The 24,950-nt window shown below is 72.8% G+C and carries 24 protein-coding genes; 10 read left to right on the forward strand and 14 right to left on the reverse strand.

Going from position 1 to position 24,950, the window contains the following annotated elements; translation table 11 throughout:
* Positions 1–58 precede the first annotated feature (58 nt).
* On the forward strand, positions 59–2,665 hold the full coding sequence (valS, locus tag ABIB37_RS13575; RefSeq protein ID WP_354261230.1) for a valine--tRNA ligase: 2,607 nt from the start codon (positions 59–61) through the stop codon (positions 2,663–2,665).
* Positions 2,665–2,895: a hypothetical protein gene (locus tag ABIB37_RS13580; protein ID WP_123697680.1), complete on the forward strand. Its 231-nt coding sequence runs from the start codon at positions 2,665–2,667 to the stop codon at positions 2,893–2,895. The genes valS and ABIB37_RS13580 overlap by 1 nt, the downstream gene beginning before the upstream one ends.
* 73 nt (positions 2,896–2,968) lie before the next feature.
* Here the strand turns inward: ABIB37_RS13580 and ABIB37_RS13585 are convergent, their stop codons facing one another.
* Positions 2,969–3,388: a bleomycin resistance protein gene (locus ABIB37_RS13585; RefSeq protein ID WP_354261232.1), complete on the reverse strand. Its 420-nt coding sequence runs from the start codon at positions 3,386–3,388 to the stop codon at positions 2,969–2,971.
* 10 nt (positions 3,389–3,398) lie between these two features.
* Positions 3,399–4,205: a class I SAM-dependent methyltransferase gene (locus ABIB37_RS13590; RefSeq protein WP_354261234.1), complete on the reverse strand. Its 807-nt coding sequence runs from the start codon at positions 4,203–4,205 to the stop codon at positions 3,399–3,401.
* Positions 4,206–4,318: 113 nt separating this feature from the next.
* On the opposite strand from ABIB37_RS13590, the gene ABIB37_RS13595 reads away from it, so the two are divergent.
* Entirely contained in the window at positions 4,319–6,358 is a 2,040-nt protein-coding gene (locus ABIB37_RS13595) for a M3 family metallopeptidase (RefSeq protein ID WP_354261236.1), read from the forward strand.
* Between the two features lie 54 nt (positions 6,359–6,412).
* Here the strand turns inward: ABIB37_RS13595 and ABIB37_RS13600 are convergent, their stop codons facing one another.
* From ABIB37_RS13600 to clpX, 4 genes are all read right to left on the reverse strand, one after another.
* A complete protein-coding gene (locus ABIB37_RS13600) occupies positions 6,413–8,443 on the reverse strand; it encodes an iron ABC transporter permease (protein WP_354261238.1) in 2,031 nt (676 codons plus the stop codon).
* Entirely contained in the window at positions 8,440–9,441 is a 1,002-nt protein-coding gene (locus tag ABIB37_RS13605; RefSeq protein ID WP_354261240.1) for an ABC transporter substrate-binding protein, read from the reverse strand. Before ABIB37_RS13605 ends, ABIB37_RS13600 begins: the two co-directional genes overlap by 4 nt.
* A 52-nt stretch (positions 9,442–9,493) precedes the next feature.
* Positions 9,494–10,312, reverse strand: coding sequence for an ABC transporter ATP-binding protein (locus tag ABIB37_RS13610; protein ID WP_354261242.1), 819 nt, complete (start codon positions 10,310–10,312; stop codon positions 9,494–9,496).
* A gap of 64 nt (positions 10,313–10,376) precedes the next feature.
* On the reverse strand, positions 10,377–11,654 hold the full coding sequence (gene clpX / locus ABIB37_RS13615) for an ATP-dependent Clp protease ATP-binding subunit ClpX (RefSeq protein WP_354261244.1): 1,278 nt from the start codon (positions 11,652–11,654) through the stop codon (positions 10,377–10,379).
* Between the two features lie 121 nt (positions 11,655–11,775).
* Here clpX and ABIB37_RS13620 point away from each other — a divergent pair, with 121 nt between their 5' ends.
* Positions 11,776–12,465 (forward strand): copper resistance CopC family protein, encoded by a 690-nt coding sequence (locus ABIB37_RS13620; protein WP_354261246.1) that lies wholly within the window; start codon positions 11,776–11,778, stop codon positions 12,463–12,465.
* 67 nt (positions 12,466–12,532) lie between these two features.
* Here the strand turns inward: ABIB37_RS13620 and ABIB37_RS13625 are convergent, their stop codons facing one another.
* From ABIB37_RS13625 to tig, 3 genes are all read right to left on the reverse strand, one after another.
* Entirely contained in the window at positions 12,533–13,195 is a 663-nt protein-coding gene (locus tag ABIB37_RS13625) for an ATP-dependent Clp protease proteolytic subunit (protein WP_123697674.1), read from the reverse strand.
* Positions 13,195–13,821 carry an ATP-dependent Clp protease proteolytic subunit gene (locus tag ABIB37_RS13630; protein ID WP_354261248.1) on the reverse strand — a complete coding sequence of 209 codons (627 nt, stop codon included), beginning with the start codon at positions 13,819–13,821 and terminating at the stop codon, positions 13,195–13,197. Before ABIB37_RS13630 ends, ABIB37_RS13625 begins: the two co-directional genes overlap by 1 nt.
* 147 nt (positions 13,822–13,968) lie before the next feature.
* Positions 13,969–15,321 (reverse strand): trigger factor, encoded by a 1,353-nt coding sequence (tig, locus tag ABIB37_RS13635; RefSeq protein WP_354261250.1) that lies wholly within the window; start codon positions 15,319–15,321, stop codon positions 13,969–13,971.
* Positions 15,322–15,522: 201 nt separating this feature from the next.
* Between tig and sigK the strand changes: the two genes are divergently transcribed.
* The 3 genes from sigK to ABIB37_RS13650 are packed head-to-tail and all read left to right on the forward strand — an operon-like array spanning position 15,523 to position 17,887.
* Positions 15,523–16,071, forward strand: coding sequence for an ECF RNA polymerase sigma factor SigK (gene sigK / locus ABIB37_RS13640; protein WP_354261252.1), 549 nt, complete (start codon positions 15,523–15,525; stop codon positions 16,069–16,071).
* A complete protein-coding gene (locus ABIB37_RS13645; RefSeq protein ID WP_354261254.1) occupies positions 16,068–16,910 on the forward strand; it encodes an anti-sigma factor in 843 nt (280 codons plus the stop codon). The genes sigK and ABIB37_RS13645 overlap by 4 nt, the downstream gene beginning before the upstream one ends.
* A 29-nt stretch (positions 16,911–16,939) precedes the next feature.
* Positions 16,940–17,887 (forward strand): DMT family transporter, encoded by a 948-nt coding sequence (locus tag ABIB37_RS13650; RefSeq protein ID WP_354261256.1) that lies wholly within the window; start codon positions 16,940–16,942, stop codon positions 17,885–17,887.
* A 10-nt stretch (positions 17,888–17,897) separates the two neighbouring features.
* Here the strand turns inward: ABIB37_RS13650 and ABIB37_RS13655 are convergent, their stop codons facing one another.
* Complete coding sequence (locus ABIB37_RS13655) at positions 17,898–19,100, reverse strand: FAD-dependent oxidoreductase (RefSeq protein ID WP_354261258.1); 1,203 nt, start codon at positions 19,098–19,100, stop codon at positions 17,898–17,900.
* Positions 19,101–19,143: 43 nt separating this feature from the next.
* Positions 19,144–20,784 carry a Na+/H+ antiporter gene (locus ABIB37_RS13660; RefSeq protein WP_354261260.1) on the reverse strand — a complete coding sequence of 547 codons (1,641 nt, stop codon included), beginning with the start codon at positions 20,782–20,784 and terminating at the stop codon, positions 19,144–19,146.
* Positions 20,785–20,976: 192 nt separating this feature from the next.
* Between ABIB37_RS13660 and ABIB37_RS13665 the strand changes: the two genes are divergently transcribed.
* Entirely contained in the window at positions 20,977–21,486 is a 510-nt protein-coding gene (locus ABIB37_RS13665) for a mycothiol transferase (RefSeq protein ID WP_354261262.1), read from the forward strand.
* A gap of 6 nt (positions 21,487–21,492) precedes the next feature.
* On the opposite strand, the gene ABIB37_RS13670 is transcribed toward ABIB37_RS13665, so the two are convergent.
* Positions 21,493–21,933: a CHRD domain-containing protein gene (locus ABIB37_RS13670; protein WP_354261264.1), complete on the reverse strand. Its 441-nt coding sequence runs from the start codon at positions 21,931–21,933 to the stop codon at positions 21,493–21,495.
* 101 nt (positions 21,934–22,034) lie between these two features.
* Positions 22,035–23,054: a nitronate monooxygenase gene (locus tag ABIB37_RS13675; RefSeq protein ID WP_354261266.1), complete on the reverse strand. Its 1,020-nt coding sequence runs from the start codon at positions 23,052–23,054 to the stop codon at positions 22,035–22,037.
* 56 nt (positions 23,055–23,110) lie between these two features.
* On the opposite strand from ABIB37_RS13675, the gene ABIB37_RS13680 reads away from it, so the two are divergent.
* Positions 23,111–23,617 (forward strand): hypothetical protein, encoded by a 507-nt coding sequence (locus ABIB37_RS13680; protein ID WP_354261268.1) that lies wholly within the window; start codon positions 23,111–23,113, stop codon positions 23,615–23,617.
* 85 nt (positions 23,618–23,702) lie between these two features.
* Here ABIB37_RS13680 and ABIB37_RS13685 read toward each other — a convergent pair whose 3' ends face one another.
* A complete protein-coding gene (locus tag ABIB37_RS13685) occupies positions 23,703–24,092 on the reverse strand; it encodes a MerR family transcriptional regulator (RefSeq protein ID WP_354261270.1) in 390 nt (129 codons plus the stop codon).
* 89 nt (positions 24,093–24,181) lie between these two features.
* Here ABIB37_RS13685 and ABIB37_RS13690 point away from each other — a divergent pair, with 89 nt between their 5' ends.
* Positions 24,182–24,865 carry an NADPH-dependent F420 reductase gene (locus tag ABIB37_RS13690; RefSeq protein ID WP_354261272.1) on the forward strand — a complete coding sequence of 228 codons (684 nt, stop codon included), beginning with the start codon at positions 24,182–24,184 and terminating at the stop codon, positions 24,863–24,865.
* Positions 24,866–24,950 lie beyond the last annotated feature (85 nt).

A 24,950-nucleotide genomic window follows, 5' to 3' on the forward strand; every position in this document is an offset into this window, starting at 1 on the left:
GCCTCGTCCCGAGGTGGCAGCACAGACGCGATGCCGCGCACATCGAAAGCGAGACGCCATGAGCGCCATGCCCACGTCCGGGACGCCCGCCACGCCGGGGATGCCCGAGAAGCCCGCCCTCGAAGGACTCGAGGCCAAGTGGGGCGAGCACTGGGAGGCAGCGGGCACCTACCGCTTCGATGCCGCCGAGCTCGACCGCGACGCGATCTACTCGATCGACACGCCGCCGCCCACCGCATCCGGCTCGCTCCACGTCGGCCACGTGTTCTCCTACACGCACACCGACCTCATCGCGCGGTTCCAGCGCATGCGCGGCAAGCACGTCTTCTACCCGATGGGCTGGGACGACAACGGCCTGCCCACCGAGCGCCGCGTGCAGAACTACTACGGCGTGCGCGTCGACCCGACCCTCGCGTACGACCCCGACTTCACGCCCCCGCAGCAGGGCGGCGAGGGCAAGAGCTCGAAGGCCGCCGACCAGCTGCCCGTCTCGCGCAAGAACTTCATCGAGCTGTGCGAGCGCCTCACCGAGGAGGACGAGGAGCGCTTCGAGCACCTGTGGCGCACGCTCGGCCTCTCGATCGACTGGTCGCAGACCTACCGCACCATCTCGGACGACGCCCGCCGCACCTCGCAGCTCGCGTTCCTGCGCAACTTCGAGCGCGGCGAGGCGTACCAGGCGGATGCGCCCACGCTCTGGGACGTGACGTTCCGCACCGCCGTGGCCCAGGCCGAGCTCGAGGACCGCGAGCAGCCCGGCGCGTACCACACCATCGTCTTCACCAGTCAGGACGGCGACCTGCGCATCGACACGACGCGCCCCGAGCTGCTGCCGTCGTGCGTCGCCGTGGTCGCGCATCCGGACGACACCCGCTACCAGCACCTCTTCGGCACGACGGTGACGACGCCGGTCTTCGGCGTCGAGGTGCCGTTCGTGGCGCACGAGCTCGCGCAGATCGACAAGGGCACGGGCGTGGCGATGATCTGCACGTTCGGTGATGTGACGGATGTCACGTGGTGGCGCGAGCTGCAGCTGCCGAACCGCTCGGTGATCGGCTTCGACGGCCGCTTCGCCGCTGAGGCGCCCGAGGCGCTCTCGAGCGACGCCGCGCAGGCCGCCTACGCGGAGCTCGCCGGCAAGACGGTGTTCAGCGCCAAGAAGGCGATGGTCGAGCTGCTGCAGGCCGCCGGCCGCATGATCGGCGAGCCGAAGCCCATCCAGCACCCGGTGAAGTTCTACGAGAAGGGCGACAAGCCGCTCGAGATCGTCTCCACCCGCCAGTGGTACATCAAGAACGGCGGCCGCGACGAGGCGCTCCGCGAGCGGCTCGTCGAGCTCGGCCGCGAGATCGCCTGGCACCCCGAGCACATGCGCACCCGCTACGAGAACTGGGTGCACGGCCTCAACGGCGACTGGCTCATCTCGCGCCAGCGATTCTTCGGCGTGCCGATCCCCGTCTGGTACGCGCTCGACGACGAGGGCGAGCGCGACTTCGACCGCGTGCTGCTGCCGACGCCCGACCAGCTGCCGCTCGACCCGACGAGCGACGTGCCCGAGGGCTACGACGAGTCGCAGCGCGGCGTGCCCGGCGGCTTCGCCGGCGAGATCGACATCATGGACACCTGGGCGACCTCGTCGCTCACGCCGCAGCTCGCCGGCGGCTGGGCGCGCGGCTCCGAGCTGTGGGACAAGCTGACGCCCTTCGACCTGCGCCCGCAGGGCCAGGACATCATCCGCACCTGGCTCTTCTCGACGCTGCTGCGCTCGATGTTCGAGGACGGGCGTGCGCCGTGGCAGCACGCCGCGCTCTCCGGCTGGATCCTCGACCCCGACCGCAAGAAGATGTCGAAGTCGAAGGGCAACGTCGTCACGCCGCTCGGCATGCTCGAGGACCACGGCTCCGACGGCGTGCGCTACTGGGCGGCGTCGTCGCGCCTCGGCGTCGACGCGACGCTCGACCCGCAGAACCCGAAGATGATCAAGATCGGGCGCCGCCTGGCGATGAAGGTGCTCAACGCGGCGCGCTTCGTGCTGTCGATGGAGGGCGCGCCGGGCGAGGTCACCGAGCGGCTCGACCGCGAGATGCTCGCCGAGCTCGCCGCCGTCGTGCGCGCCTCGACGCGCGCGTTCGAGGGCTACGACCACGCGAAGGCGCTCGAGACGACCGAGGCCTTCTTCTGGACCTTCTGCGACGACTACCTCGAGCTCGTCAAGGAGCGTGCCTACTCGGGCGACGCGGCCGGCCGTGCCTCGGCGATCGCGGCGCTCCGCACGGCGATCGACGTGCAGCTGCGGCTGCTCGCGCCGTTCCTGCCGTTCGCGACCGAGGAGGTCTGGTCGTGGTCGCACGACGGCTCGATCCACCTCGCCGCATGGCCCGACGCCGACGAGCTCGCCGCCCTGCCCGGCATGACGGATGCCAGCCCGACCGGCATGCTCTCGGCCGTCGGCCAGGCGCTCATCGGCATCCGTCGCGCCAAGACGGATGCGAAGGCGAGCCAGAAGACGCCCGTCGCCTCCGCCGTGATCGCCGTGCCCGAGGCGCTCCGCGAGCACCTCGAGGCCGCCGCCGTCGACCTCAAGGCCGTGGGACGCATCCGCGACCTGTCGATCGTCGAGGGCGACCAGCTCGCCGTCGGCGAGATCGTGCTCGAGGAGTCCTGATGCAGATCGGCACCCGGTGGGCGGTCGGCGGCGAGGCGCCGCAGACCGTGCCGGTCGCGATGCGCGCGGCCATCGACGACGAGGAGCGCACCCTCGTCGAGCTGGGTGCCGACACCTCGTCGTGGCGCTGGACGCTCACGTGGCTCGAGGGGCTGCCGGTCGTCGAGCTCGACGACGGCACCACCATCCGCCTCGACGGCGACGACGTCCTCGTCACCCGCGCCGACTGACCCGATTCTCAACGTCGCGGGTGGTCGCGCGTCGCGCTCTGCGCCTCGAGCGACCACTGGCGACGTTGAGAGATCAGTTGCGGGGCGGCGGACCGCCGACGCGGATCAGGTTGTTGTCGGGGTCCATGAACGAGAACTCCCGCAGCCCCCACGGCTCGTCCTGCATCGGCGTCGCTCGAGCGAGCGACTCGCCCCGCGCCCACCGCGCCCGCAGCTCGGCGTGGCTGAGCGCGAGTGCATCGTCGAGGTCGAGCGCGGCGCGGACCGCCTCCACGTCGTCGACGAAGACATACGCCATGCCGGCCTGCGAGAAGGGGTCGAAGCCGCCGGTCTCGGAGACGTGCAGCTGCACCCCCTCCGACCGCACGAACGCGTAGCGCCCCTCGGCGGAGATCTCCACGTCGAAGCCGATGCCGCGGTAGAACGCGACCGAGCGGTCGAGGTCGTCGACCGGCAGGATCGGGACCGCAGCTCCACGCCAGACCGCGACCATGGGCTGCACGCTACCCGGCGGTTCCGTCGCTCGCGAGGATCCAGCCGTGGACCATGGCCATCCAGCCGTCGTCGTCCGCCGTCCAGTCTGCCCAGGCGGCCGCGATCGCCTGGCGCTCCGGCGCGTCGGCGAGGCCGTGGCGCTCCGTGCCGTCGGCGAACGCCGAGTGCAGCGCGCGCTCCTGCCACTGCCCGCCCCAGAACGCCCGTCCGCGCTCCGACTCGAAGCACCACGTCTCGACGTCGGTCTCGATGCGGCCGAACCCCGCGGCGCGCGCCCAGGCCTTGAGCCGCGCGCCGGCGTCGCCATCGCCGCCGTTCGCGCCCTGCAGCGCCACCATGAGCTCGCGCCAGCGGGCGAGCTCGGGCGAGAGCGGATGGATCGTCGTCGCGGAGTAGATGACGTCGCGGGCCGCGACGAGGTCGCCGACGGCCCGCCAGGCGCTCAGCGCCGCGACGGGGTCGCCGAGGTGCTGCAGCACCTGGTGCGCGTGGACGACGTCGAAGCGCTCGCCCGGCGCGGGGTCGTAGGCGTCGCCGACGCGGAACTCCACGTTGGGCACGCCCGCCTGCTGGGCCGCCGCGCGCGCCGTCTCGACGACCTCCGCGCTCATGTCGATGCCGACGACGCGGCCGGTGCTCCCCACCCGCCGGGCGAGGTCGATCGTGATCGAGCCCGGGCCGCAGCCGACGTCGAGCACGCGCATCCCCGGCGCGAGCAGCGGCGAGAGGTAGGCGGCGGAGTTCGCGACGGTGCGTGCGGCATGCGCGGCGACGACGCTCGCGTGGTGGCCGTGGGAGTAGGTGGCGTGCCCCATGCCCGGAGTCTACGACCGCTGATTCTCAACGTCGCCAGTGGTCGTTCGCCGGGCATATCGGCCCGAGCGACCACTGGCGACGTTGAGAAGGGCGGGCGTCCTAGGGTGGTGGGATGACCAATCCCTTCCTCTCGCCCAGCACGCTCCCCTACCAGCTGCCGCCGTTCGCCGACATCCGCGACGAGCACTACGAGGAGGCGCTCGAGGCCGGGTTCGCCGAGCAGTCCGAGGAGGTGCGCGCGATCGTCGAGGCTGACGACGAGCCCACCTTCGCGAACACGATCGAGGCGCTCGAGCGCAGCGGCCAGGTGCTCTCGCGCGTCGCCCACGTCTTCTTCAGCATGACCTCGACCGACTCGTCGCCCTTCCTGCAGGAGCTCGAGGAGCGCTACGCGCCCCGCTTCGCCGCGCACGCCGACTCGATCACGCTCGACCCGCGCCTCTACGCCCGCGTGGCCGCGCTGCACGAGTCGCCCGACCCCTCCTGGACCGAGGAGCAGCGCTACCTCGTCGAGCGCAAGCACACCGAGATGACGGTCGCCGGCGCCGGGCTCGAGCCCGAGGCGCGCGAGCGGCTCAAGGAGCTCAACCAGCAGCTCGCGACCCTCTCGGCGCGCTTCGACAAGCACCTGCAGGCCGACACCAACGACCTCGCCGTGGTCATCGACGACGCCGCCGAGCTCGACGGGCTCTCCGCCGGCGAGATCGAGGCGGCCGCGCAGGCCGCCGCCGACCGCGGCCTCGAGGGCAAGCACCTCGTCACGCTCCCGCTCTTCTCGGGCCACCCGTGGCTCGCGTCGCTCACGAACCGGGGCGTGCGCCAGCGCATCATGGAGGCGTCGCTCGCCCGCGGCACGCGCGGCAACGAGCACGACAACCGCGCGACCGTGCTCGAGCTCACCGCGCTCCGCGCCGAGCGCGCCGCGCTGCTCGGCTTCGCCACGCACGCGCACGCGATCATGGCGGATGAGACGGCGCGCGACCCCGAGCGCGTGCTGTCGATGCTCACCCGGCTCGCGACGCCCGCCGCGGCGAACGCCGCCACCGAGGCTGCCGCGCTGCAGGCGCAGATCGACGCATCCGGCGAGTCCTACGAGCTCGCCGCCTGGGACTGGGACTACTGGACCGAGAAGGAGCGCACCGCGCGCTTCGACGTCGACACCGCGGCCCTCCGCCCCTACTTCGAGGCCGAGCGCGTGCTGTGGGACGGCGTCTTCCATGCCGCGAACCAGGTGTACGGCATCACGTTCGAGGAGCGCGCCGACCTGGTCGGCTACCACCCCGAGGTACGCGTGTTCGAGGTGCGGAACGAGGACGGCAGCGAGGTCGGCCTCTACCTGCTCGACCTCTACACGCGCGACTCGAAGCGCGGCGGCGCCTGGATGAACTCGCTCGTGCAGCAGAACGCGCTGCTCGGCCACCCGACCGTCGTGATGAACAACCTCAACGTGCCGAAGCCCCCGGCCGGCACGCCGACGCTGCTCACCTTCGACGAGACCACGACGCTCTTCCACGAGTTCGGGCACGCGCTCCACGGGCTCTTCGCCCAGGTGACGTACCCGTCGTTCGGCGGCACGAACACGTTCCGCGACTTCGTCGAGTTCCCGAGCCAGGTGAACGAGATGTGGATGCTGTGGCCCGGCATCGTCGAGCACTACGCGAAGCACATCGAGACGGGCGAGCCGCTCCCCGCCGACGTCATCGAGCGCCTGCAGGCCTCCGAGTCGTTCAACCAGGGGCACGACACGAGCGAGTACCTCGCAGCCTCGCTGCTCGACCAGGCCTGGCACGCGCGCACGGCGGGCGACGAGGTGACGGATGTCGCGGCGTTCGAGCGCGACGCCCTCGAGCGGGTGGGCCTGCTGAGCGACACCGTGCCGACGCGCTACTCGACCGGCTACTTCCAGCACGTCTTCTCGGGCGGCTACTCCGCCGGCTACTACTCGTACATCTGGTCGGAGGTCATGGACGCCGACACGGTCGAATGGTTCAAGGCGCAGCCGTCGATCCGGGAGGCCGGGCAGCGCTTCCGCGAGCGGCTGCTCGGCGTCGGCGGCTCGAAGGACCCGCTCGAGGCGTTCCGCGACTTCCGCGGCCAGGACGCCGACCTCGCGCACCTGCTGAAGCGCCGCGGGCTCGACGCAGCGGCCTGACCGGCGCTTCCGACCGGCGCGGCCGCTGACTCGCAGGGCGTGTCAGCGGCCGCGTCAGCGGGAGCGGCCAGCCTGCAGCACGAGCCAGATGAAGTACGGGATGCCGACGAGGGCGGTCATGATGCCGGCCGGCAGCTGGGCCGGCGCGATGAGCGTGCGGCCGAGCGTGTCGGCGAGCAGCGTCAGCGATCCACCCAGCAGCGCAGCGAGCGGCAGCAGCACCCGGTGCCTCGCGCCGACGATCGCCCGCGCGGCATGCGGCGCGACGAGCCCGACGAACGCGACGACGCCGATCGCGGCGACCGCCGTCGAGGCCAGCACGACCGCGATGGCGAGCGCGATGATCTGCACGGCCGTGAGCCGCACGCCGAGGAGCCTCGGCGTGGCCTCGTCGAGCTGCGCGAGGTCGAGGTCGCGGTGCATCCAGGTGAGCGCGAGCAGCGACAGCACCACGGCGATCGCGACCGGGATCACGTCCTCGAAGCCGCGGCCGTAGGTCGAGCCCGAGAGCCAGACGATCGCCTTGCCGCGGTTCCACGGGTCGGTGATGACGATGAGCATGCTCGTGAGCGCCGCGGTCGCGGCCGAGAGCGCGAGCCCCGTGAGCACGAGCCGGAGGCTGCCGAGCCTGCGCCAGCCGACCAGCACGAGCACGAGCACACCGGCGATGGCGCCGCCGGCGAGCGCGCTGCCCGCCACGAGCCAGCCGGTCGCGACCGGCACGAGGGTGATGATGCTCACCGCACCGAGCCCCGCACCGCCGGCGACGCCGAGCAGGTAGGGCTCCGCGAGCGCGTTGCGCGCGACCGCCTGCACGAGCGCGCCGGAGAGCGCGAGCGCCACACCCGCGAGCACCGCGGCCGCGACCCGCGGGGTGCGGGTGTCGAGCGTCACGCGCACAGCATCGCCGGCGCGACCGGCGAGCCAGTTGACGACGTCGCCGAGCAGCAGCAGCCGGTCGCCCAGCAGCACGGCCGCGACGGTCATCGCCGTGAGCACGACCGCCGCGATCACGATCGGCACCCACGCGTGCTTCGCGATCGTGCGGGCGCCGAGCACCGACATCGACTCGGTCTCGGCGGCACCGGCCATCGTGCGGGCGAGCACGATGATGCAGACCGCGCCGACGAGGCTCGTCACGACGCCGGTCGGCACGTCGAGCGAGGCCGTGCCGGGCAGCACTGCGCGCAGCAGCACATCCGCGCCGACGACGAGCACGGCGCCGGCGAGCGCCGCGAGCGGGATCGCGACGACGTGGCGGGCGGCGCCCGGGATGCGGCGCGCGACCATGCGGATCACGATGGGCGCGGCGAGGCCGACGAAGCCGATCGGGCCGGCGATCGCCACCGCGGCCGCGGCGAGCGCGACCGAGGCGATGAGCGTGCCGAGCCGCAGGCGCCCGACGCCGACGCCGATCGTGGTCGCGGCCTCCTCGCCGAGCGCGAGCACGTCGAGCCGGCGGGCGAGCACGAGCAGCACCGCGATGCCGACGAGCACGATCGGCAGCAGCTGCGCGACGGTCTCGATGCCGTTCTGCGACAGCCGTCCGACGCCCCACGCGTAGAGGCCCGCCGTCTCCTGCTCGTTGAGGATGATCGTGACGGTCGTCACCGACTGCAGCGCGAGCGCGAGCGCGGTGCCGACGAGCACCATCTGGGTCGTCGACCCGCGCCCGCGGCCGATGGCCACGACGGCGAGGGCGGCGATGAGGCCGCCGACGAAGGCGATGCCGGCGCCGCCGATGCCCGGCAGGCTGATGCCCGCGACGGCCGCGATCGCGATCGCCGCGCTCGCGCCGCCGTTGACGGCGAGCGTGTCGGGCGAGGCGAGCGGGTTGCCGGTGAGGGTCTGCATCGCGTAGCCGGCCGCGCCGAGCGCGAGCCCGACGACGATCGCCGCGGCGATGCGCGGCAGCCGGCTCTCGACGATCACGGACGCGTGGCTCGCGTCGCCGCCGAGCCAGCCCAGCAGCTCCTGCAGCCCGAGGTCCGTCGTGCCCTGCGTGGCGTGCCACCCCGAGAGGGCGACGAGGCCGACGAGGAGGGCCGCGCCGAGCGCGAGCCCTCCCGGTCGGATGCGTGTCACGGGGCGGGCGAGAGCGCCGCGACGAGCGCGTCGAGGTAGGCGGTCATCGACTGGACGCCGCCGAAGAGCCAGATGCCGTCGGGCAGCCGGTGCACGTTCCCGGCCTGCACGGTCGGCAGGTCGGTGTAGATCGCGTTCGACGCGAGCTGCTGGGTGAAGACGTCGCGCTCGCCCACCGTCATGTAGACGATGTGCGTGCCCTCCTCGAGCGCCGTCAGGCCCTCGACGTCGGTGACGCCGAGCCCGTACTGCGCGTCGCCCTCGCCCGGCCAGCCGTTGACGAAGCCGATCGACTCGAAGGCGGCGGGCAGCAGCGCGCCGTCGGCGTAGGGCCGGATCTCGACCTGGCCGCCGTTCTCGTAGCCGTCCATGTGCGCGAGCGGCGTGCCGGTGAGGCCCGCCTCCTCGACGGTCGCCGAGAGCTCCTCGACGTGCGCCTCGTACTCGGTGATCGCCGTCTCGACGGCGTCCTGGCCGCCCACGGCCTCGCCGACGAGACGGAGGTCGGCGTACATCGTGCCGATCGGGTCGGCGGCGTCGGCACCCTGCAGCACGAGCACGGGCGCGATCGCCTCGAGGTCGGCGTAGGCCGCGTCGTCGGCGCCGAGCACCGTGACGATGAGGTCGGGCGCGAGGCCGGCGATCGCGTCGATCGAGGGCTCGATGCGCGTGCCGACGTCGGTCGGCTCGCCCTCGAGGGGCGCGCCGGTGCCCGACCAGTCGGTGTAGCCCGCGACGTCGGCGACGCCGACCGGCGGCAGGCCGGCGACCTGCAGGTGCTCGACGGCGGCCCACTCGAGCGCCACCACGTCCTCGACCTCGGCGGGGATCTCGACCTCGACGCCGCGCGCGTCCGTCAGCGTGACGGCCTCGCTCGAGGCGCCGGGCGCGGCGCTCTCGGCGGGCGCCTCGGTGGTGCCGCACGCGGCGAGGGCGAGCGCGGTGAGCACCGCGACGCCAGCCAGGACGGGCCTGGCGGGCAGGATTCGCTGGGACATGGTCAGCCTTCCTCGGCCCGAGGCGGAGCCTTCGGGCCTGATGTGGAGCGAGTCACGCGGCGCGGGACACGGTGAGCCGGCGGCGGAGCCGCTGCGGCCGGATGCGCAAGCCCTCTGCGAGGGGCTCGACGTCGATGGGCACCTCGTACGCGGCGCTGAGGCGCTCGGCCGTCAGCACCTCCGTCGGGGTGCCGGTGGCGATGATGCGGCCGTGCACGAGCAGCACGACCTCGTCGGCGACCTCGGCCGCCTGCTCGAGGTCGTGGAGCACGATGCCGACGGCCACGCCGTCGTCGGCGAGGTCGCGCACGATCTCGAGGATCTCGCGCTGGTACCGCATGTCGAGGTAGGTCGTGGGCTCGTCGAGCAGCACGATCCCGGTCTGCTGCGCGAGGCATGTGGCGAGCCAGACGCGCTGGCGCTGCCCGCCCGAGAGCTGCGAGACGGGGTGGTCGGAGAGCTCGGCGATGCCGGTCGCGGCCATGGCCCGGTCGATGACGTCGGCGCCCTGGGGGTCGCCCGCACGGAAGCGGCCGCGGTGCGCGAAGCGGCCGTAGGCGACGACCTCGCGCACGCTCACGCCGGAGGGGTCGGGGTGCGACTGGGCGAGCAGCGCGATCCGGCGGGCGAGTTCGCGCTCCCCCAGCCCCGAGGCGCTGGCGCCGTCGGCGAAGACGACGCTGCCGTGGGTGGGGCGGTGCAGCGCGGTGAGGCCCCGGAGCAGCGTCGACTTGCCGCTGCCGTTCGGGCCGACCAGCGCCGTGACCGAGCCGGGCTCGAGCGCGATGGATGCGTCGTGGACGATGCGCTCGCGGCCGTAGGCGAGGCTGACGTCGGTGGCGCGCAATGCGCCGGGTCCCGTGGAGGTCACGAGGTAAGGATAGCCTTACCTCAGCGCTGGGAGCAATCCGGGCGGCGAGGCGGCCCGGATCCGCTCAGGCGGAGAGCTCCTCGATGTCGTCGGCCGTGAGGATCACCGGCGACTCGGTGCCGGCGACCGACTCCTTCGTGACGATGACGCGCTCGACGGAGTCCCGCGACGGCACCTCGAACATCACCGGCGCGAGCACGGTCTCGAGGATGGATCGCAGGCCGCGGGCGCCGGTCTTCCGCTCGACCGCGAGGTCGGCGATCGCCTCGAGCGCCTCGGCCTCGAAGTCGAGCTTCACGCCGTCGATCTCGAACATCTTCTGGTACTGCTTGACGAGCGCGTTGCGCGGCCCGGTGAGGATCTCGACGAGCGCCGACTGGTCGAGCGGCGAGACGGTCGCGATCACCGGCAGGCGCCCGATGAACTCGGGGATGAGGCCGTACTTGTGCAGGTCCTCGGGCAGCACGTCCTGGAAGACGTCGAGGTTGGGCTTGAGCGACGCCACCGGGGCGCCGAAGCCGATGCCGCGCTTGCCGGAGCGGTTCGCGATGATGTCCTCGAGGCCCGCGAACGCGCCGGCGACGATGAACAGCACGTTGGAGGTGTCGATCTGGATGAACTCGGAGTTCGGGTGCTTGCGGCCGCCCTGCGGGGGCACCGACGCGACCGTGCCCTCGATGATCTTCAGCAGCGCCTGCTGCACGCCCTCGCCGGAGACGTCGCGCGTGATCGAGGGGTTCTCGGCCTTCCGCGCGACCTTGTCGATCTCGTCGATGAAGACGATGCCGGTCTCGGCGCGCTTCACGTCGTAGTCGGCGGCCTGGATGAGCTTCAGCAGGATGTTCTCGACGTCCTCGCCCACGTAGCCGGCCTCGGTGAGGGCGGTGGCGTCGGCGACCGCGAAGGGCACGTTGAGCTGGCGCGCGAGCGTGGCGGCGAGGTACGACTTGCCGCAGCCGGTCGGGCCCACCATGAGGATGTTCGACTTCTGGATCTCGACGCCGTCGCCGGCCTTGTCGGCCGACTCGAGCTGCTGCATCGCGGCGATGCGCTTGTAGTGGTTGTAGACGGCGACCGCGAGCGACTGCTTCGCGCTGCGCTGCCCGACGACGTACTCCTCGAGGAACGCGAAGATCTCCCGCGGCTTCGGGAGCGTGAAGCCCTCCTGCGCCGTCGTCTCGCCGGCCTCAGCCATCCGCTCTTCGATGATCTCGTTGCACAGCTCGACGCACTCGTCGCAGATGTACACCGCGGGCCCCGCGATCAGCTGCTGCACCTGCTTCTGGCTCTTGCCGCAGAACGAGCACTTGAGCAGGTCGCCGCTCTCTCCGAGTCGCGCCATGTCGCTTCTCCACATCGTCGTAGGCGCAGGCCGCGCCCGTGCTACGAGCCTAGGACACCCCGGTGACACGGGTGACGCCCACGCCGAGGCGGCGCAGATCCGCGGCGCGTACGCTGAGCGCATGATCGCCGCCATCACCGCCGTCGCCGTCGCCCTGCTCCTGCCCGCCCACGCATCCGTCATCGGCTCGACGCCCGAGGACGGGGGCACGATCACCGAGCAGCCCGGCTCGGTCAGCGTCGTGCTCAACGAGGCGATCATCGACGTCCCGGGGGCCGAGGGCGGCAACGCCCTCGAGATCACGGATGCCGCAGGCCTCTACTACGGCGACGGCTGCACGACCGTCGACGGCGACACCATCTCGCTCGACGCCGAGCTCGGCGCCGCGGGCGACTACACGCTCGCCTACCAGGTGGTGTCGGCCGACGGCCACGCGGTCTCCGGCGAGATCGCCTTCGCGTTCGAGCCCGTCGACGCCGTCGGCGGCCCTGACGGCGCGGCCGCCGCGCCGGTGTGCGACACCGCGGCCGCCCCCGTCGAGACGCCCTCCGGCACGACCCCCGCGACCGCCGAGCCGGCGACCTCGGCACCCGCCGAGACCCCGTCCTCGAGCGGCGAGGTCGCCGCACCGCAGACCACGGCGACCGGCCCCGACGAGCCCGAGTCGACCGATGCGCCGGGCGTCGACCCCGGCACCGACTCGACCGGCCCGTGGCCGACGGTCGCCGTCTTCGTGCTCGCGATCCTCGCGGCGCTCGCCTTCATCGCCTACCGCGTGAACCGCCGTCGCAAGGACCGCGGCAACGCCTGACGCCCACAGAGCACGCAGGAGGGCCGGCCCCGCGGGGCCGGCCCTCTTCCATGCGATCGCGCTGCGGTCAGACGACCAGCTGCGCCGTCTTGCGGCTGCCGAGCACCTGGTCGATGAGCCCGTACTCGAGCGACTCCTCGGCCGACAGGAACGTGTCGCGCTCGATGTCCTTCGACACCCGCGCCACGTCGTGGTTCGAGTGCTTCGAGAGCGTCTCCTCGAGCCATCCGCGCATCCGCAGCACCTCGCGCGCCTGGATCTCGATGTCGGAGGCCTGGCCGCGGCCGGCGTCCGAGGTCGCCGGCTGGTGGATGAGGATGCGGGCGTTCGGCAGCGCCAGGCGCTTGCCGGGCTCACCGGCAGCGAGCAGCACGGCGGCGGCGGACGCCGCCTGGCCGAGGCACACGGTCTGCACCGCGGGACGGATGTACTGCATCGTGTCGTAGATCGCCGTCATGGCCGTGAACGAGCCGCCGGGCGAGTTGATGTACATCACGATGTCGCGGTCGGGGTCCTGCGACTCGAGAACGAGCAGCTGGGCCATGATGTCGTCCGCGGACGCGTCGTCGACCTGCACGCCGAGGAAGATGATGCGGTCCTCGAAGAGCTTCGCGTAGGGGTCCTGGCGCTTGAAGCCGTAGGGCGTGCGCTCCTCGAAGCTCGGCAGGATGTAGCGCGAGCCGGGCATCTGCAGCGCGTTGCCGCCCGCCTGGAACGTGGGAGTGTCCATCAGTTGCCCTCCTGGCCGGTCGTGTCGTCGAAGGCTGAGCCCTCCTGGTCGGTGCCGCCGCCGCCGGTCACGTCGGTCGCGGAGTCGCGGACGTGGTCGACGAAGCCGTACTCGAGCGCCTGCTGCGCCGTGAACCAGCGGTCGCGGTCGCCATCCTCGTTGACCTGCTCGACGCTCTTGCCCGTGCGCTCGGCGGTGATCTCGGCGAGGCGCCGCTTCATGTCGAGGATGAGCTGCGCCTGCGTCTGGATGTCGCTCGAGGTGCCGCCGAAGCCGCCGTGCGGCTGGTGCAGCAGCACGCGCGCGTTGGGCGTGATGTAGCGCTTGCCCGCGGTGCCGGCGGTCAGCAGCAGCTGCCCCATCGAGGCGGCCATGCCGATGCCGACGGTCACGATATCGTTCGGCACGAACTGCATGGTGTCGTAGATCGCCATGCCGGCCGTGATCGAGCCGCCGGGCGAGTTGATGTAGAGGTAGATGTCCTTGGTCTGGTCCTCAGCCGCGAGGAGCAGGATCTTGGCGCAGATCTCGTTCGCGTTCTCGTCGCGCACCTCCTCGCCGAGCCAGATGATGCGATCGCGCAGCAGTCGGTCGAAGACCGACGGCGCGAAGACGGGTTCAGCCACGGGTGACTCCTTCTCTCGATTCGTCTCCAACCCTAGGCGGCGAACACGGCGCGATCTGCCGTGTTCGCCGCAGGCGGAGGGTGCGGCGGAGGACGCCGCCGGGCACGCGAGAGGGGCCGGGCACGCAGCCCGGCCCCTCGTCGTGGATCAGTCCTCGGTGTGCTGCGCGGCGAGCTTCGCCTCGGCCTCGCGGATGGCGCCCTCGACGTCGTCCTCGTCGACCTCGTTCGACGGCAGGAAGTCCGACAGGTCGACCGTCTCGCCCTTGTCGTCGACGACCGTGACGCGGCCGAGCAGCGTCGACAGCGTCTTGCCGCGGAGGATGTCGCCGAGCAGCACCGGCAGCTGGCCGTTCGCCTCGAGCGCGGTGACGAGCTCCTGCGGCGCCATGCCGTACTGCGCGGCCTGCTGCACGATGATCTGCGTGAGCTCCTGCTGCGTGACCTGCAGGCCCTCCTCCTCCGCGAAGCGGTCGAAGATCATCTGCTGCTTGAGCACCTTGCGGGTCTCCTGGCGGACCTCCTCGCCGTGCTCGGCGTCCTCGGCGCGGTTCTCGGCCTCGAGGTGGCGGACGACCTCGTCCTCGACGACGGCCGAGGGGATCTCGATCTCGACGGCGTCGACGAGCTCGTCCTGGAGGCGCTGGCGCGCCTGCTCGGCCTGGCCGAGGCGGCCGCTGCGGCCGGCCTGCACCTTGAGGTCCTCGCGCAGCTCGTCGATCGTGTCGAACTGGCTCGCCATCTGGGCGAAGTCGTCGTCGGCCTCGGGCAGCTCGCGCTCCTTGACGGCCTCGACGACGACCTTGACCTCGGCGTCCTTGCCGGCGTGGTCGCCGCCGACGAGCGTCGAGGTGAAGGTGGTCTCCTCACCGGCGGTGAGCGACTCGACGGCCTCGTCGATGCCGTCGATCAGCTCGCCGGAGCCGACCTCGTACGAGATGCCGCTCGCGCTGTCGACGACCTCGCCGTCGATCGACGCCGTGAGGTCGAGCTGCACGAAGTCGCCGTTGGCGGCCGGGCGGTCGACCGTGACGAGCGTGCCGAAGCGGCCGCGGAGCTCGTCGAGCTCCTTCGCCACGGCCTCCTCGCCGACCTCGATCGCGTCGACGGTGATCATGCGGCCCTCGACGGTGGGCAGCTCGAAGTCGGGGCGGACGTCGACCTCGATCTCGAGCACGAGGTCGCCGGAGAAGTCCTTGACCTCGGGCCACGCGGTGACGTCGGCCTGCGGGCGGCCCATCGGACGGATGCCGGCCTCGGCGACGCCCTGGCGGTAGAACTCGTCGATCGACTCGGAGACGGCCTGGTTCAGGATGTCCTCGCGGCCGACGCGCTGGTCGATGATCGCGGTGGGCACCTTGCCCTTGCGGAAGCCGGGGACGCTGATCTGCTCGGCGACGGTCTTGTACGCCTGGTCGATCGCGGGACGCAGCTCTGCCGGCTCGACCGCGATGGTGAGCTTCGTGCGCGTGTTCTCGATCTTCTCGACCGTGGTCTTCACGAGGTGGTCTCCTGTGGTTCGTCGTTGGGCGGGCACTGGATGCCCGCGGCGCGCGTGGGCACGCCGGATCCGCCGCGAGAGGGCGGACCACCGCCCGAGTCTACCCGGTGGTCCGCCGAGTCCAATCCGAGTGGGCGCATGTGACGAACCACCGTCATGACCGCGCTCGCCCTCGTCGCTCCGCCTGCAATACTCAGGCGCGTGGAGACGACCCTCGAGCAGTGCCTCGTGCGCGCCGCCGACGGCGACCAGCGTGCGTTCGCGGAGCTGTACGACGCGACGTCGTCGCGCGTCTTCGGGCTCGTGCTGCGCATCCTGGTGGATCGCGCGCAGGCCGAGGAGGTCGCGCAGGAGGTGTACCTCGAAGCCTGGCGGCAGGCGAAGCGCTTCGACCCCGACCGGGGCGCTGCCATCAGCTGGCTGCTGCAGATCGCGCACGCCCGCGCGGTCGACCGCGTGCGCGCCTCGCAGTCACAGCGGGACCGCGACGCCCGCATCGGCGTGCGCGACACGGCGGTGCCGGTCGACATGGTGTCCGAGCAGGCGGAGATCTCGCTCGAGGCCGCTCGCGCCCGGAAGGCGCTGCGCGAGCTGAGCGACCCGCAGCGGGAGGCGATCGAGCTCGCGTACTTCGACGGGCTCACGCAGACGGAGATCGCCGAGCGCGTCGGAGCGCCGCTCGGCACGGTCAAGACGCGATTGCGCGACGGCATGGTCCGTCTGCGCGGCATCCTGGGGGTGACGGCATGAACGGCGACCAGCGGTCCATCGACGACCTCGCCGCGGCGTATGCGCTCGACGCGCTGAGCGCAGACGAGCGGGCCCGGTTCGAGGCGCTCGCCTCGCCCGAGGCGAGGGAGGAGGCGGCGGCGCTCGCCGACACCGCCACGCTGCTCGCGGGCGACGCCGTCGCACCCCCGCCCTCGCTGCGCGCGTCGGTGCTCGACGCGATCGGTCGCGAGCCGCAGCTCCCGGCTGCGGAGCCTGCAGTGCCCGCTGAGCCCGTCGTGCTCCCGTCGGTCCAGCCGGCCGCGCTCACGCCCGTCTCGATCCAGCCCGAGTCGTTCGGCGGCGGGTCGGTCGACCCGAGCCGCACGCGACGGCCCACCTCCGGCGGCCCCGGGCCTGCGGAGCGCCGTGCCCGCGCGCGCTGGCGCCCGCTCCGCGCCGTCGGTGCGGTCGCGGCCGGAGCCGCGCTGCTCCTCGGCGGCGTCGCCCTCGGCACGCAGCTCGGCGGCGACTCGCGGCAGGAGGCGCTCGGCGCCGTCGTGAGCGCCTCGGACGCGGAGCGCACCGAGGTCGAGATGCCCGACGGCTCGATCGCGACGGTCGTCTGGTCGGCCGAGCGCGGCCAATCGGCGATCCTCTTCGACGGGCTCAGCGCCGCGCCGGAGGGCAGCACCTACCAGGCCTGGTACATCGACGCCGACGGCCCGCAGAGCGCCGGCACGTTCGAGGCCGGCGGCGGCGCGACCGCGTTCCTGCTCGACGGCGCCCTCACCGCTGGCAGCGCGGTCGGCGTGACGGTCGAGCCCGACGGCGGCTCCGACGCCCCGACGACCGACCCCATCCTCGTCGTCGAGACGTAGGCCACGCCGACCCTGCGATACTCGGCAGGATGTCCGAATCGCCTGCCTCGCACGAGCCCGACGCGTCGCGAGGCCGGCTCGGCCCCGTCGCCATCGCCATCGCGGCCGTCGCGCTCATCGCCACGTGGAGCTCCGGCTTCGTCGGCGCCGAGCTCGCGGCACGGGCGCGCGGCGAACCGGTCACCGTGCTCGCGTGGCGCTTCCTCGTGCTCGCGGCGCTCCTCGCCGTCGTGATGCTCGTGCTGCGGCGGCGCTGGCCCGGCCGGCGCAGCTGGCTCCGACAGGGCAGCATCGGGCTGCTCAGCCAGGCCGGCTACCTGCTGCTCGTCTTCGAGGGCGTGCGCGCCGGTGTCGACGGCGGCACCGCATCCCTCATCGCCGCCCTGCAGCCCATGCTCGTCGCGACGATCGCGGGCCGCGTGCTCGGCGAGCGCGCCACCCGGTGGATGTGGTGCGGCATGGTCGTGGGGCTCGCGGGCGTCGCGCTCGTGGTCTCCGGCGCGCTCGGCGGTGGGGGCGCGCCGCCGTGGGCGTACGCGCTGCCGTTCGGGGCCGTGCTGTGCCTCGGCACCGGCACCGTGCTGCAGCGCCGCTGGCACCTCGACGACGACCTGCTGCAGACGATCACGATCCAGGCCGTGGTCGCCGCCGTCGCGTTCATGGCCGTCGCGCTGCTCCGCGGGCAGGCCGCGACGCCGACGACGCCGGAGGTCTGGTTCGCCATCCTGTGGCTCGTGCTGCTCGCGAGCCTCGGCGGCTACGTGCTCTACATCACGGTCACCCGCTCGCACGGCGCGACGTTCGTGAGCACGCTGCTCTACCTGACGCCGCCGACGACGATGCTCTGGGTGTGGCTCATCTTCGACGTGCCCGTCACCCCGCTCGGCCTCGCTGGGCTCGCGGTCGCCGCCGCCGGCGTCGCCATCGTGCTCGTGGCGCAGCGGCAGGCGCAGCCCGGCACTCCGTCGGACGGCTGAGCTCGCTCGATCAGCGCGCCACCCGTGCGCCGATCGCCCCGGCGACGGCGAGCGCTGGCCTGGCGAGCGCCTGCAGCCCCGGCTGCTCGAGCGCGCGGAGCACGCGCACCGGGCCGAGCGACTCCCGGATGGCGGGCGCCGCCCACTCGTCGACCCGCGCCTGGTAGCGCTCGACGGCCGCGTCGACGTCGGACGGCGCGCGCAGCAGGCAGTCGGCGAGCCAGCCGGCGTCGCGGATCGCCGTCGAGCCGGCCTGTCCACCGGTCGGCGGCATCGCGTGCACGGCATCGCCGAGCGCCGTCACGCGCGAGCGCGGCCACGGGAACCGCGGGCCGGTCGGCGACGCGGCACGGAACGGGAATGCCGCGACGCGATCGACGTCCGACCCCTCGATCCGGTCGGCGATCCACGGGTGCCAGTCGCGCACGGCGGCGGCGGACGCGGCGGCGAGTGCCGGGGGCGCTGCGCCGAGCGCCCCGGGCAGCGTGGCGCTCCGCGCGAGCACGCCCCAGACGAGCGACGGCGGCCCGACCGCGTCGGCGAGGGCATCCGGGACCGCGCCGAGCCGCATGGACGTCAGCGACAGGAACAGGCCGACGCCGCGGTGGTCGAGCGCGAGGCCCGGACCCCGCAGGAGGAAGCGCGGGAGCGCCGTCCCCGGCCGCAGCGGTGCGGAGCCGGCGATGCCCGTGAGGCCGAGGTCCCGACTGGTGGGCGTCGCTGTCACCGATCGCACCGTCGGTGAGCGCGTGCCGTCGGCGGCGACGACGAGGTCGGCCTCGAGCCGGCTGCCGTCGTCGAGCTCGACCCAGGCGCCGTCGCGCTCGGACCCCGCAGACACGACCGTCGACCCGTACTGCACGCGGTCGCCCAACCCGTCGGCGAGCAGCGTGCGGAGCGCCCGGCGCTGGCACAGCATCCGGTCCTGCCCCGCAGGCTCCGGCGCGACGACGATGGGCCGCAGCCGCCGGTCGGCGATCGTGAACTGGGCGAACGTGTCGGAGCCGTCCGAGACGTCGCGGATGCGCTGCAGCAGGGCGGCGGGCAGGTGGCGCTCGAGCACGGCGACGGCGGCCGGCGTGATGGCGATGCGGTAGCCGCCGGTGTCGCCCGGGGCGGCGTCGCGCTCGACGACCGTCACGTCGGCGTGCTCGCGGAGCGCCTGGGCGAGCACGAGCCCGCCCATGCCTGCCCCGACGATCACGATGCGCACGCGGCCAGTCTGCCGATCGAGCGCCGTCGCGGCCAGGCGTGGCTCAGTCGATCGGCTCGACCCCGGTGAGCCGCAGCTCCTCGACGTCGAGGCGCGACTGCACGCGCCTGGCGACCGCGTCGTCCACGACGCCCTCGCGGCGCAGCTGCTGCAGCACCTCCCGCTTGCGATCGAGCAGCGCGAGCCGCAGGTGCGCGTACTGCTCGTGCCGCGCACGGGGAGGCGCGGGCTGCGGCCGCGGGGCGTCGACGAGCACGGCGGACTCCCCCGCCTCCGTCTCGGTGCGCGCAGCCGACTCATCGCGAGCATCCGTCGTCACCAGGTGGTCCTCGTAGTCGCGCAGCAGGCGGGCGCGCGTCTCGTCGTCGATGCCGTGCTTCGCGGCGAGCTCCCCCATCGCCGCGAGCGCCGCGTCGGTGATGGCGCGCTCGGCGAGCTGCAGCTCGCGCTGCTCGGAGGCGTCCTCGGGCAGCCGCGCCCATCGCACCACCGCGGGCAGCGCCGGCCCCTGCACGAGGAGCGTCAGCACGATGACGCCCGCCGCGACGAAGATGATGTCGTCGCGTCCCGCGAGCGGCGTGCCGTCCGGGGCGACCGTCGGCACCGAGAGCGCGATCGCGAGCGACACCGCGCCGCGGAAGCCCGCGACCGAGCTCACCACCCGCGCGCGGTAGGTCATGCGGCGTGCGCGCTGCGACGGCCGCCGATCGAGCATCCGGATCGCGTAGGCGCTCAGCGACAAGAAGGTGAAGCGCACGAGCAGCAGGCCGGTCCAGACCGCGACGGTGAGCGCGACGAGCCTGCCGAGCGCGGCTGCGTCGGTCTGGTGCGCGATGAGCTGCACCTCGAGGCCGATGAGCACGAAGAGCGCGCCGTTGAGCACCGCGGCGCCGAGCGGCCACGCCGCCTCGGTCTGCCGGCGCGACGCCGCGGTGCTGATGCGGCTGCTGGCATAGGAGACCGCGAGCCCGGCGACGACGACGGCGAGCACGCCCGAGCCGTGGATGAGCTCGGCGGCGAGGAACGCGGCGAACGGCGTGACGAGCAGGGCGATGTTGATCGACATCGCGTCGCGCACCCGGCGCAGCACCAGCAGCGCGAGGCCTGCGACCGCGAGCCCTGCCGCGGCGCCGCCGAGGTACGAGAGCAGCACCATCCCGGTGATGTCGAGCGGCGTGAACCGGCCGCCCACGGCGACGCCGACCGCGATCGCGTACACGACGAGCGCGGTGCCGTCGTTCGTGAGGCTCTCGGCCTTCAGCAGCATGAAGTTGCGGCGCGGCAGCGAGCGTCCGAGCGCGGCGACCGCCGTCGCATCCGGCGGCGCGACCGCCGCGCCCAGGACGAGCGCGACCTCCCACGGCACCCCGAACAGGTGCGCGATGCCCGCGACCGCGAAGGCCGTCGCCACGACGAGCAGCGTGCTGGCGATGACGATGCCGCGCAGGTCGCGCCGGATGGAGCGGAGCGACGTCGTGAGGCTCTCCCAGAAGAGCATCACCGGCAGGAAGACGAGCAGCATCGTCTCGGGCGGCAGCTGGATCTCGCGCAGCTCCGGCACGAAGCCGAGCAGCAGGCCGAGCAGCACGAGCAGCAGCGGCGCCGCGAGGCGCAGCCTGGGTGCGAGCAGCACCCCCACGAGCACCGATGCGCCGAGCAGCACCGTCACCTCGAGTCCATCCATCGCGCGCCTCCCCTGCAAGCGTCCCGCGCGGCCGTGTCGCCGCGATGACACGGCGATGTCGCTTCCGCGACGGATGTCCATGGTGGGCTCGGTCGGGACGATCGCGGCAGGGTCTGTCGGTGCCCCTCTCGCGCTGCTGTTCGCGCTCCCGGGGCCGCACGGCGAGACTGGGAGCCGACCCAGGAGGACGCCATGGCCGCCGATCTGCTCTCGAGCCTCGACCTCGCGCGGCGCGACGAGCCCGCGCCGCATCGGGATATGCAGGTGAGCCTGCTCGACTGGCTCGCGTTCCAGCGGCACGAGTTCCGCCGCAAGTGGCGCGACCTCTCCCCCGAGCAGCTCGCCGCGTGGTCGGTGCCACCGGTCGAGCTGTCGGTGCTGGGCCTCATCCGTCACATGCAGCAGATGGAGCACCACTACCTGACGTGGGGACTCGGCGGCGGCGAGCGCATCGAGACCTATGGCGACGACGACTACGCGGGCGGATCCGCGGCGACCGTCGACGACGACGTGCGGCTGTACCTCGCGGAGGTCGAGCGGGCGGACGCCGCCATCGCCGCCATGCCGGCGCTCGACGCTCCCGGGCGCGGCAGCGCGGCACCGCTCTCGCATGTGCTCATCAAGATGATCGACGAGTACGCGCTGCACGGTGGCCAAGCGCACATGCTGCGCTTCGCGGCGCTCGGGCGGGTGCAGCGGTAGCGACCGCTACTTCAGCTGCCCGCGGATCTCACCCGGCGGGTTGGCCGGGGTGTGCACGTTGACGTAGTAGCCCCTCGCGTTCGCCTCGATGGCGGCGAGCAGCATCGGATCGGCGGTCGTGCACGTGTCCACCTCGAAGCTCGTGGCGGCGACGACGGACAGCGGGACGACCACGGGACCGGGCGCGTTGCGCGGTGCCACATGGATGTGCGCGGCGACGGCCGGGGCCGACAGGCCGTCGACCTCCAGCGTGTAGCAGAGCTGGTCGCCGTCGATCTCGTAGCTGAACCAGCCGTGCGCGCCGAAGCCGTTCGGCGCGGGCACCTCCTGCCCGCCGTTCAGCGGGATCGCGGGCGCGGCATTCGCGGCACCGGCGGAGGCGAGCGTCAACGCCGCAGCTGCGGCGAAGGTGAGGGCGGTGATGCGGGTGGTGCGTGTCGTGCGCATGGCTGTGCTCACTTCTCAGGGCCGACTCCTGGTCGATCCGGACGCTACGCCGGGCAGGTGCTGCGCACAATGCCCCGTCCAGCCCCTCAGGGTTCAGCAGCTCAGCGCTCAGGCGTGAGGTCGTCGAGGATCTCGGCGATCGGCGCCTGCCTCGCCTCCCGCCAGCCTTCGCCCGCCCAGAGGTGCAGCCGCGACGGGTCGCCCGCGGCTGCCGCCTCGGCGCGCATCGCGCGCGTGAGGTGGTGCAGCGCGGGGTAGCCGGAGGGCGCGCCGGCGTCATGCCGCTCGACGAAGCCGTTGACGAGCGCCCTGGCCGGCCGGCCGGTGAAGGCGCGCGTGAGCGTCGTGCGCTCGAACGAGGGGTCGGCGAGCGCCGCGCGGTGCGTCGCGGAGGTGCCCGCCTCGTCGGCGAGGAGGGCGGCGGTGCCGATCGCGACCGCATCCGCGCCGGCCCCGAGCAGCGCCCGCACCTGCTCGCGGCGGGCGATGCCGCCCGCGGCGACGATCGGCAGCGTCGATGCGGCGCGCACCTCTGCCACGAGCTCGAGGAGCGGCATGTCGACCGGCAGCGCGTCCTGCGCCCAGATGCCGGAGTGCCCGCCTGCGGCGGAGCCCTGCACGACGAGCGCGTCCACGCCGGACGCTGCGGCGTCTCGAGCCTCGTCGACCGAGGTGACCGTCTGCATCGTCGCGATGCCGGCGTCCGCGAACGCGGCCAGGACCGCGCGATGCGGCAGCCCGAACGTGAACGACACGAGCGGCACGCGGGCCTCGAGCAGCAGCGCGACCTTCGCATCCCACGCGTCGTCATCCTCGCGCTTGGATGGCACGGGTCCGGCCCCGAGCTCGTCGCGGATGCGCTCGGCGTAGGTCTCGTAGTCGGCATCCGCGATGCGGTGGAGGTTCGGCACGAAGAGGTTGACGCCGAAGCGCTCGATCCCGCGAGCGCGCACCTCGTCGATCTGGCTCGCGAGCGCCTCCGCGCTCTTGTAGCCGCCGGCGAGCTGGGCGAAGGCACCCGCCTCGGCCGCCGCGGCGACCAGCTCGGGGGTGCTCGGCCCGCCCGCCATCGGCGCGACCATCACGGGGCGGGCGTCGTGCAGCAGTGCGGCGGGGGTCACGGCTCCATCCTGTCGCAGGGCCTGCTCCGCCGGTGCGGCCTCGCTACGCTCTGGCCATGCGCGCGGCTGCCCTCGGCGGGATCCTCCTGGTGACGCTCGCTGTGGGAGCCTGCGCGTCGGCGGAGGAGGACCGCCTCGAGCGTCCGCGCATCGCGAGCGCGAGCGTCGTGACGTGCGATCTGCAGACCAACGACGTCTTCCTCCCACCAGGGGGCGAGCAGATCGCCGCCGCGCTGCGCTCGGCTCCCCTGCCCGAGGGCATGCACCTGTCCACCCGGACAATCGTCGAGCGGACCGATGCCGACCCGACCATGCTCCAGACCCACGCGCGGCTCTGCGCCGAGGAGCCGCTGGCTCGGGACGAGCTCATCATGGCGGGCACGGCGCTCGCCGTCGCGATCGGCCAGAGCGAGGTCAGTGACCTGGTCCAGCAGGTGAGCGTGCGGGCATGGCACGCCGACGCGTCGGGGACCCTCGTCGACGCCGGGGAGCCGGTCCGCACCGACTTCCAGGCGCACGGTTGGGCGCCGGGCGACCAACCGGATCCGAGCCGCTGGAAGTAGCGGCGCGCCGACTCGCGCCCGCAGCGGCCGATCGCACACGACGGCACTGCGACACGCCTGCCCTCGCCGGATGCGGCGGCAGACCTCAGCTCGCCAGCCGCTCCCGCGTGTGGTCGTGCGATGCGTCGATCGCGTCGATGTAGGCGGTGATCGCGTCGCGGTTCTGCGTCAGGAAGGCGATCTTCTCGCTCATGCGGTCACGCTCGCTGACGAGCAGCTGCCGCAGGCCCGGTTCCGCGTCGTGGACGACGATCGTGCGCGACTGATGCAGGCACGGGAGGATGTCCGCCACGATCCGAGTGGGGATGCCCGCATCCACCAGTCCCCGGATCTTCTGCACCCGGTCGACGAGGTACTCGTCGTAGTCCCGATAGCCGTTGCTCAGCCGATGGGGCGTGATGAGTCCCTGCTGCTCGTAGTAGCGCAGCATCCTCGCCGGCACCCCGGTCTTCGCAGCGAGCTCTCCGATGCGCATGTGACTGATCCTGACGTCGACTTGACCTTGACACTGATGACAACGTTGAGACTAGCAGTGCACGTTCGGACGCCAACAGGAGGAGCACCATGACGACCATCGGCTTGATCGGCAGCGGCAACATCGGCGGCGGGATCGCGCGCCTGGCGATCGCAGCGGGCTACGAGGTCGTGCTGAGCAACAGCAGGGGCCCGGAGACGCTCGCCGACCTGGTCGCGCAGCTCGGTCCCGGTGCACGAGCCGCGACGCCGACAGAGGCCGCAGCTGCGGGCGACCTCGTGGTCGTCTCGGTGCCGCTGCGCGCCTACCCGGACGTGCCGGTCGCCGAGCTGCACGGCAAGACCGTCATCGACACGAACAACTACTACCCCGAGCGCGACGGGCACATCCCGGCGCTCGACGACGAGTCGACGACCACGGCGGAGCTGCTGCAAGCCCACCTGCCGGAGTCGACCGTCGTCAAGGCGTTCAACAGCATCTACTTCCCGCACCTGGCGAGCCTGGGCCGGCCCGCCGGCGACCCCGACCGCTCGGTGCTCCCGATCGCCGGTGACGACACCGCGGCGAAGACGACGGTGACGGCGTTCCTCGATGCGATCGGCTACGACGCGCTCGACGTCGGGCCGCTGGCCGAGGGGTGGCGCTTCCAGCGCGACATGCCCGCGTACACCGCCCCCTACTTCGCCGGCACCGACCCGAACGAGGGCCGACCCGTCGGGCGGGAAGAGCTGAGCGACCGGCTCGCCGAGGCCAAGCGGTACAGCGACCTCTGAGCCGGCACCACCCAACGCCGCGGGACATCCCGCGGCCGATCCGCCGCGCCTCGGCACCCCTGCCAAGCGCCGCATCCACGAGAAG

It is taken from the genome of Agrococcus sp. UYP10 (assembly GCF_040547205.1).
In the GTDB taxonomy this organism is placed as follows: Bacteria; Actinomycetota; Actinomycetes; order Actinomycetales; family Microbacteriaceae; genus Agrococcus; species Agrococcus jenensis.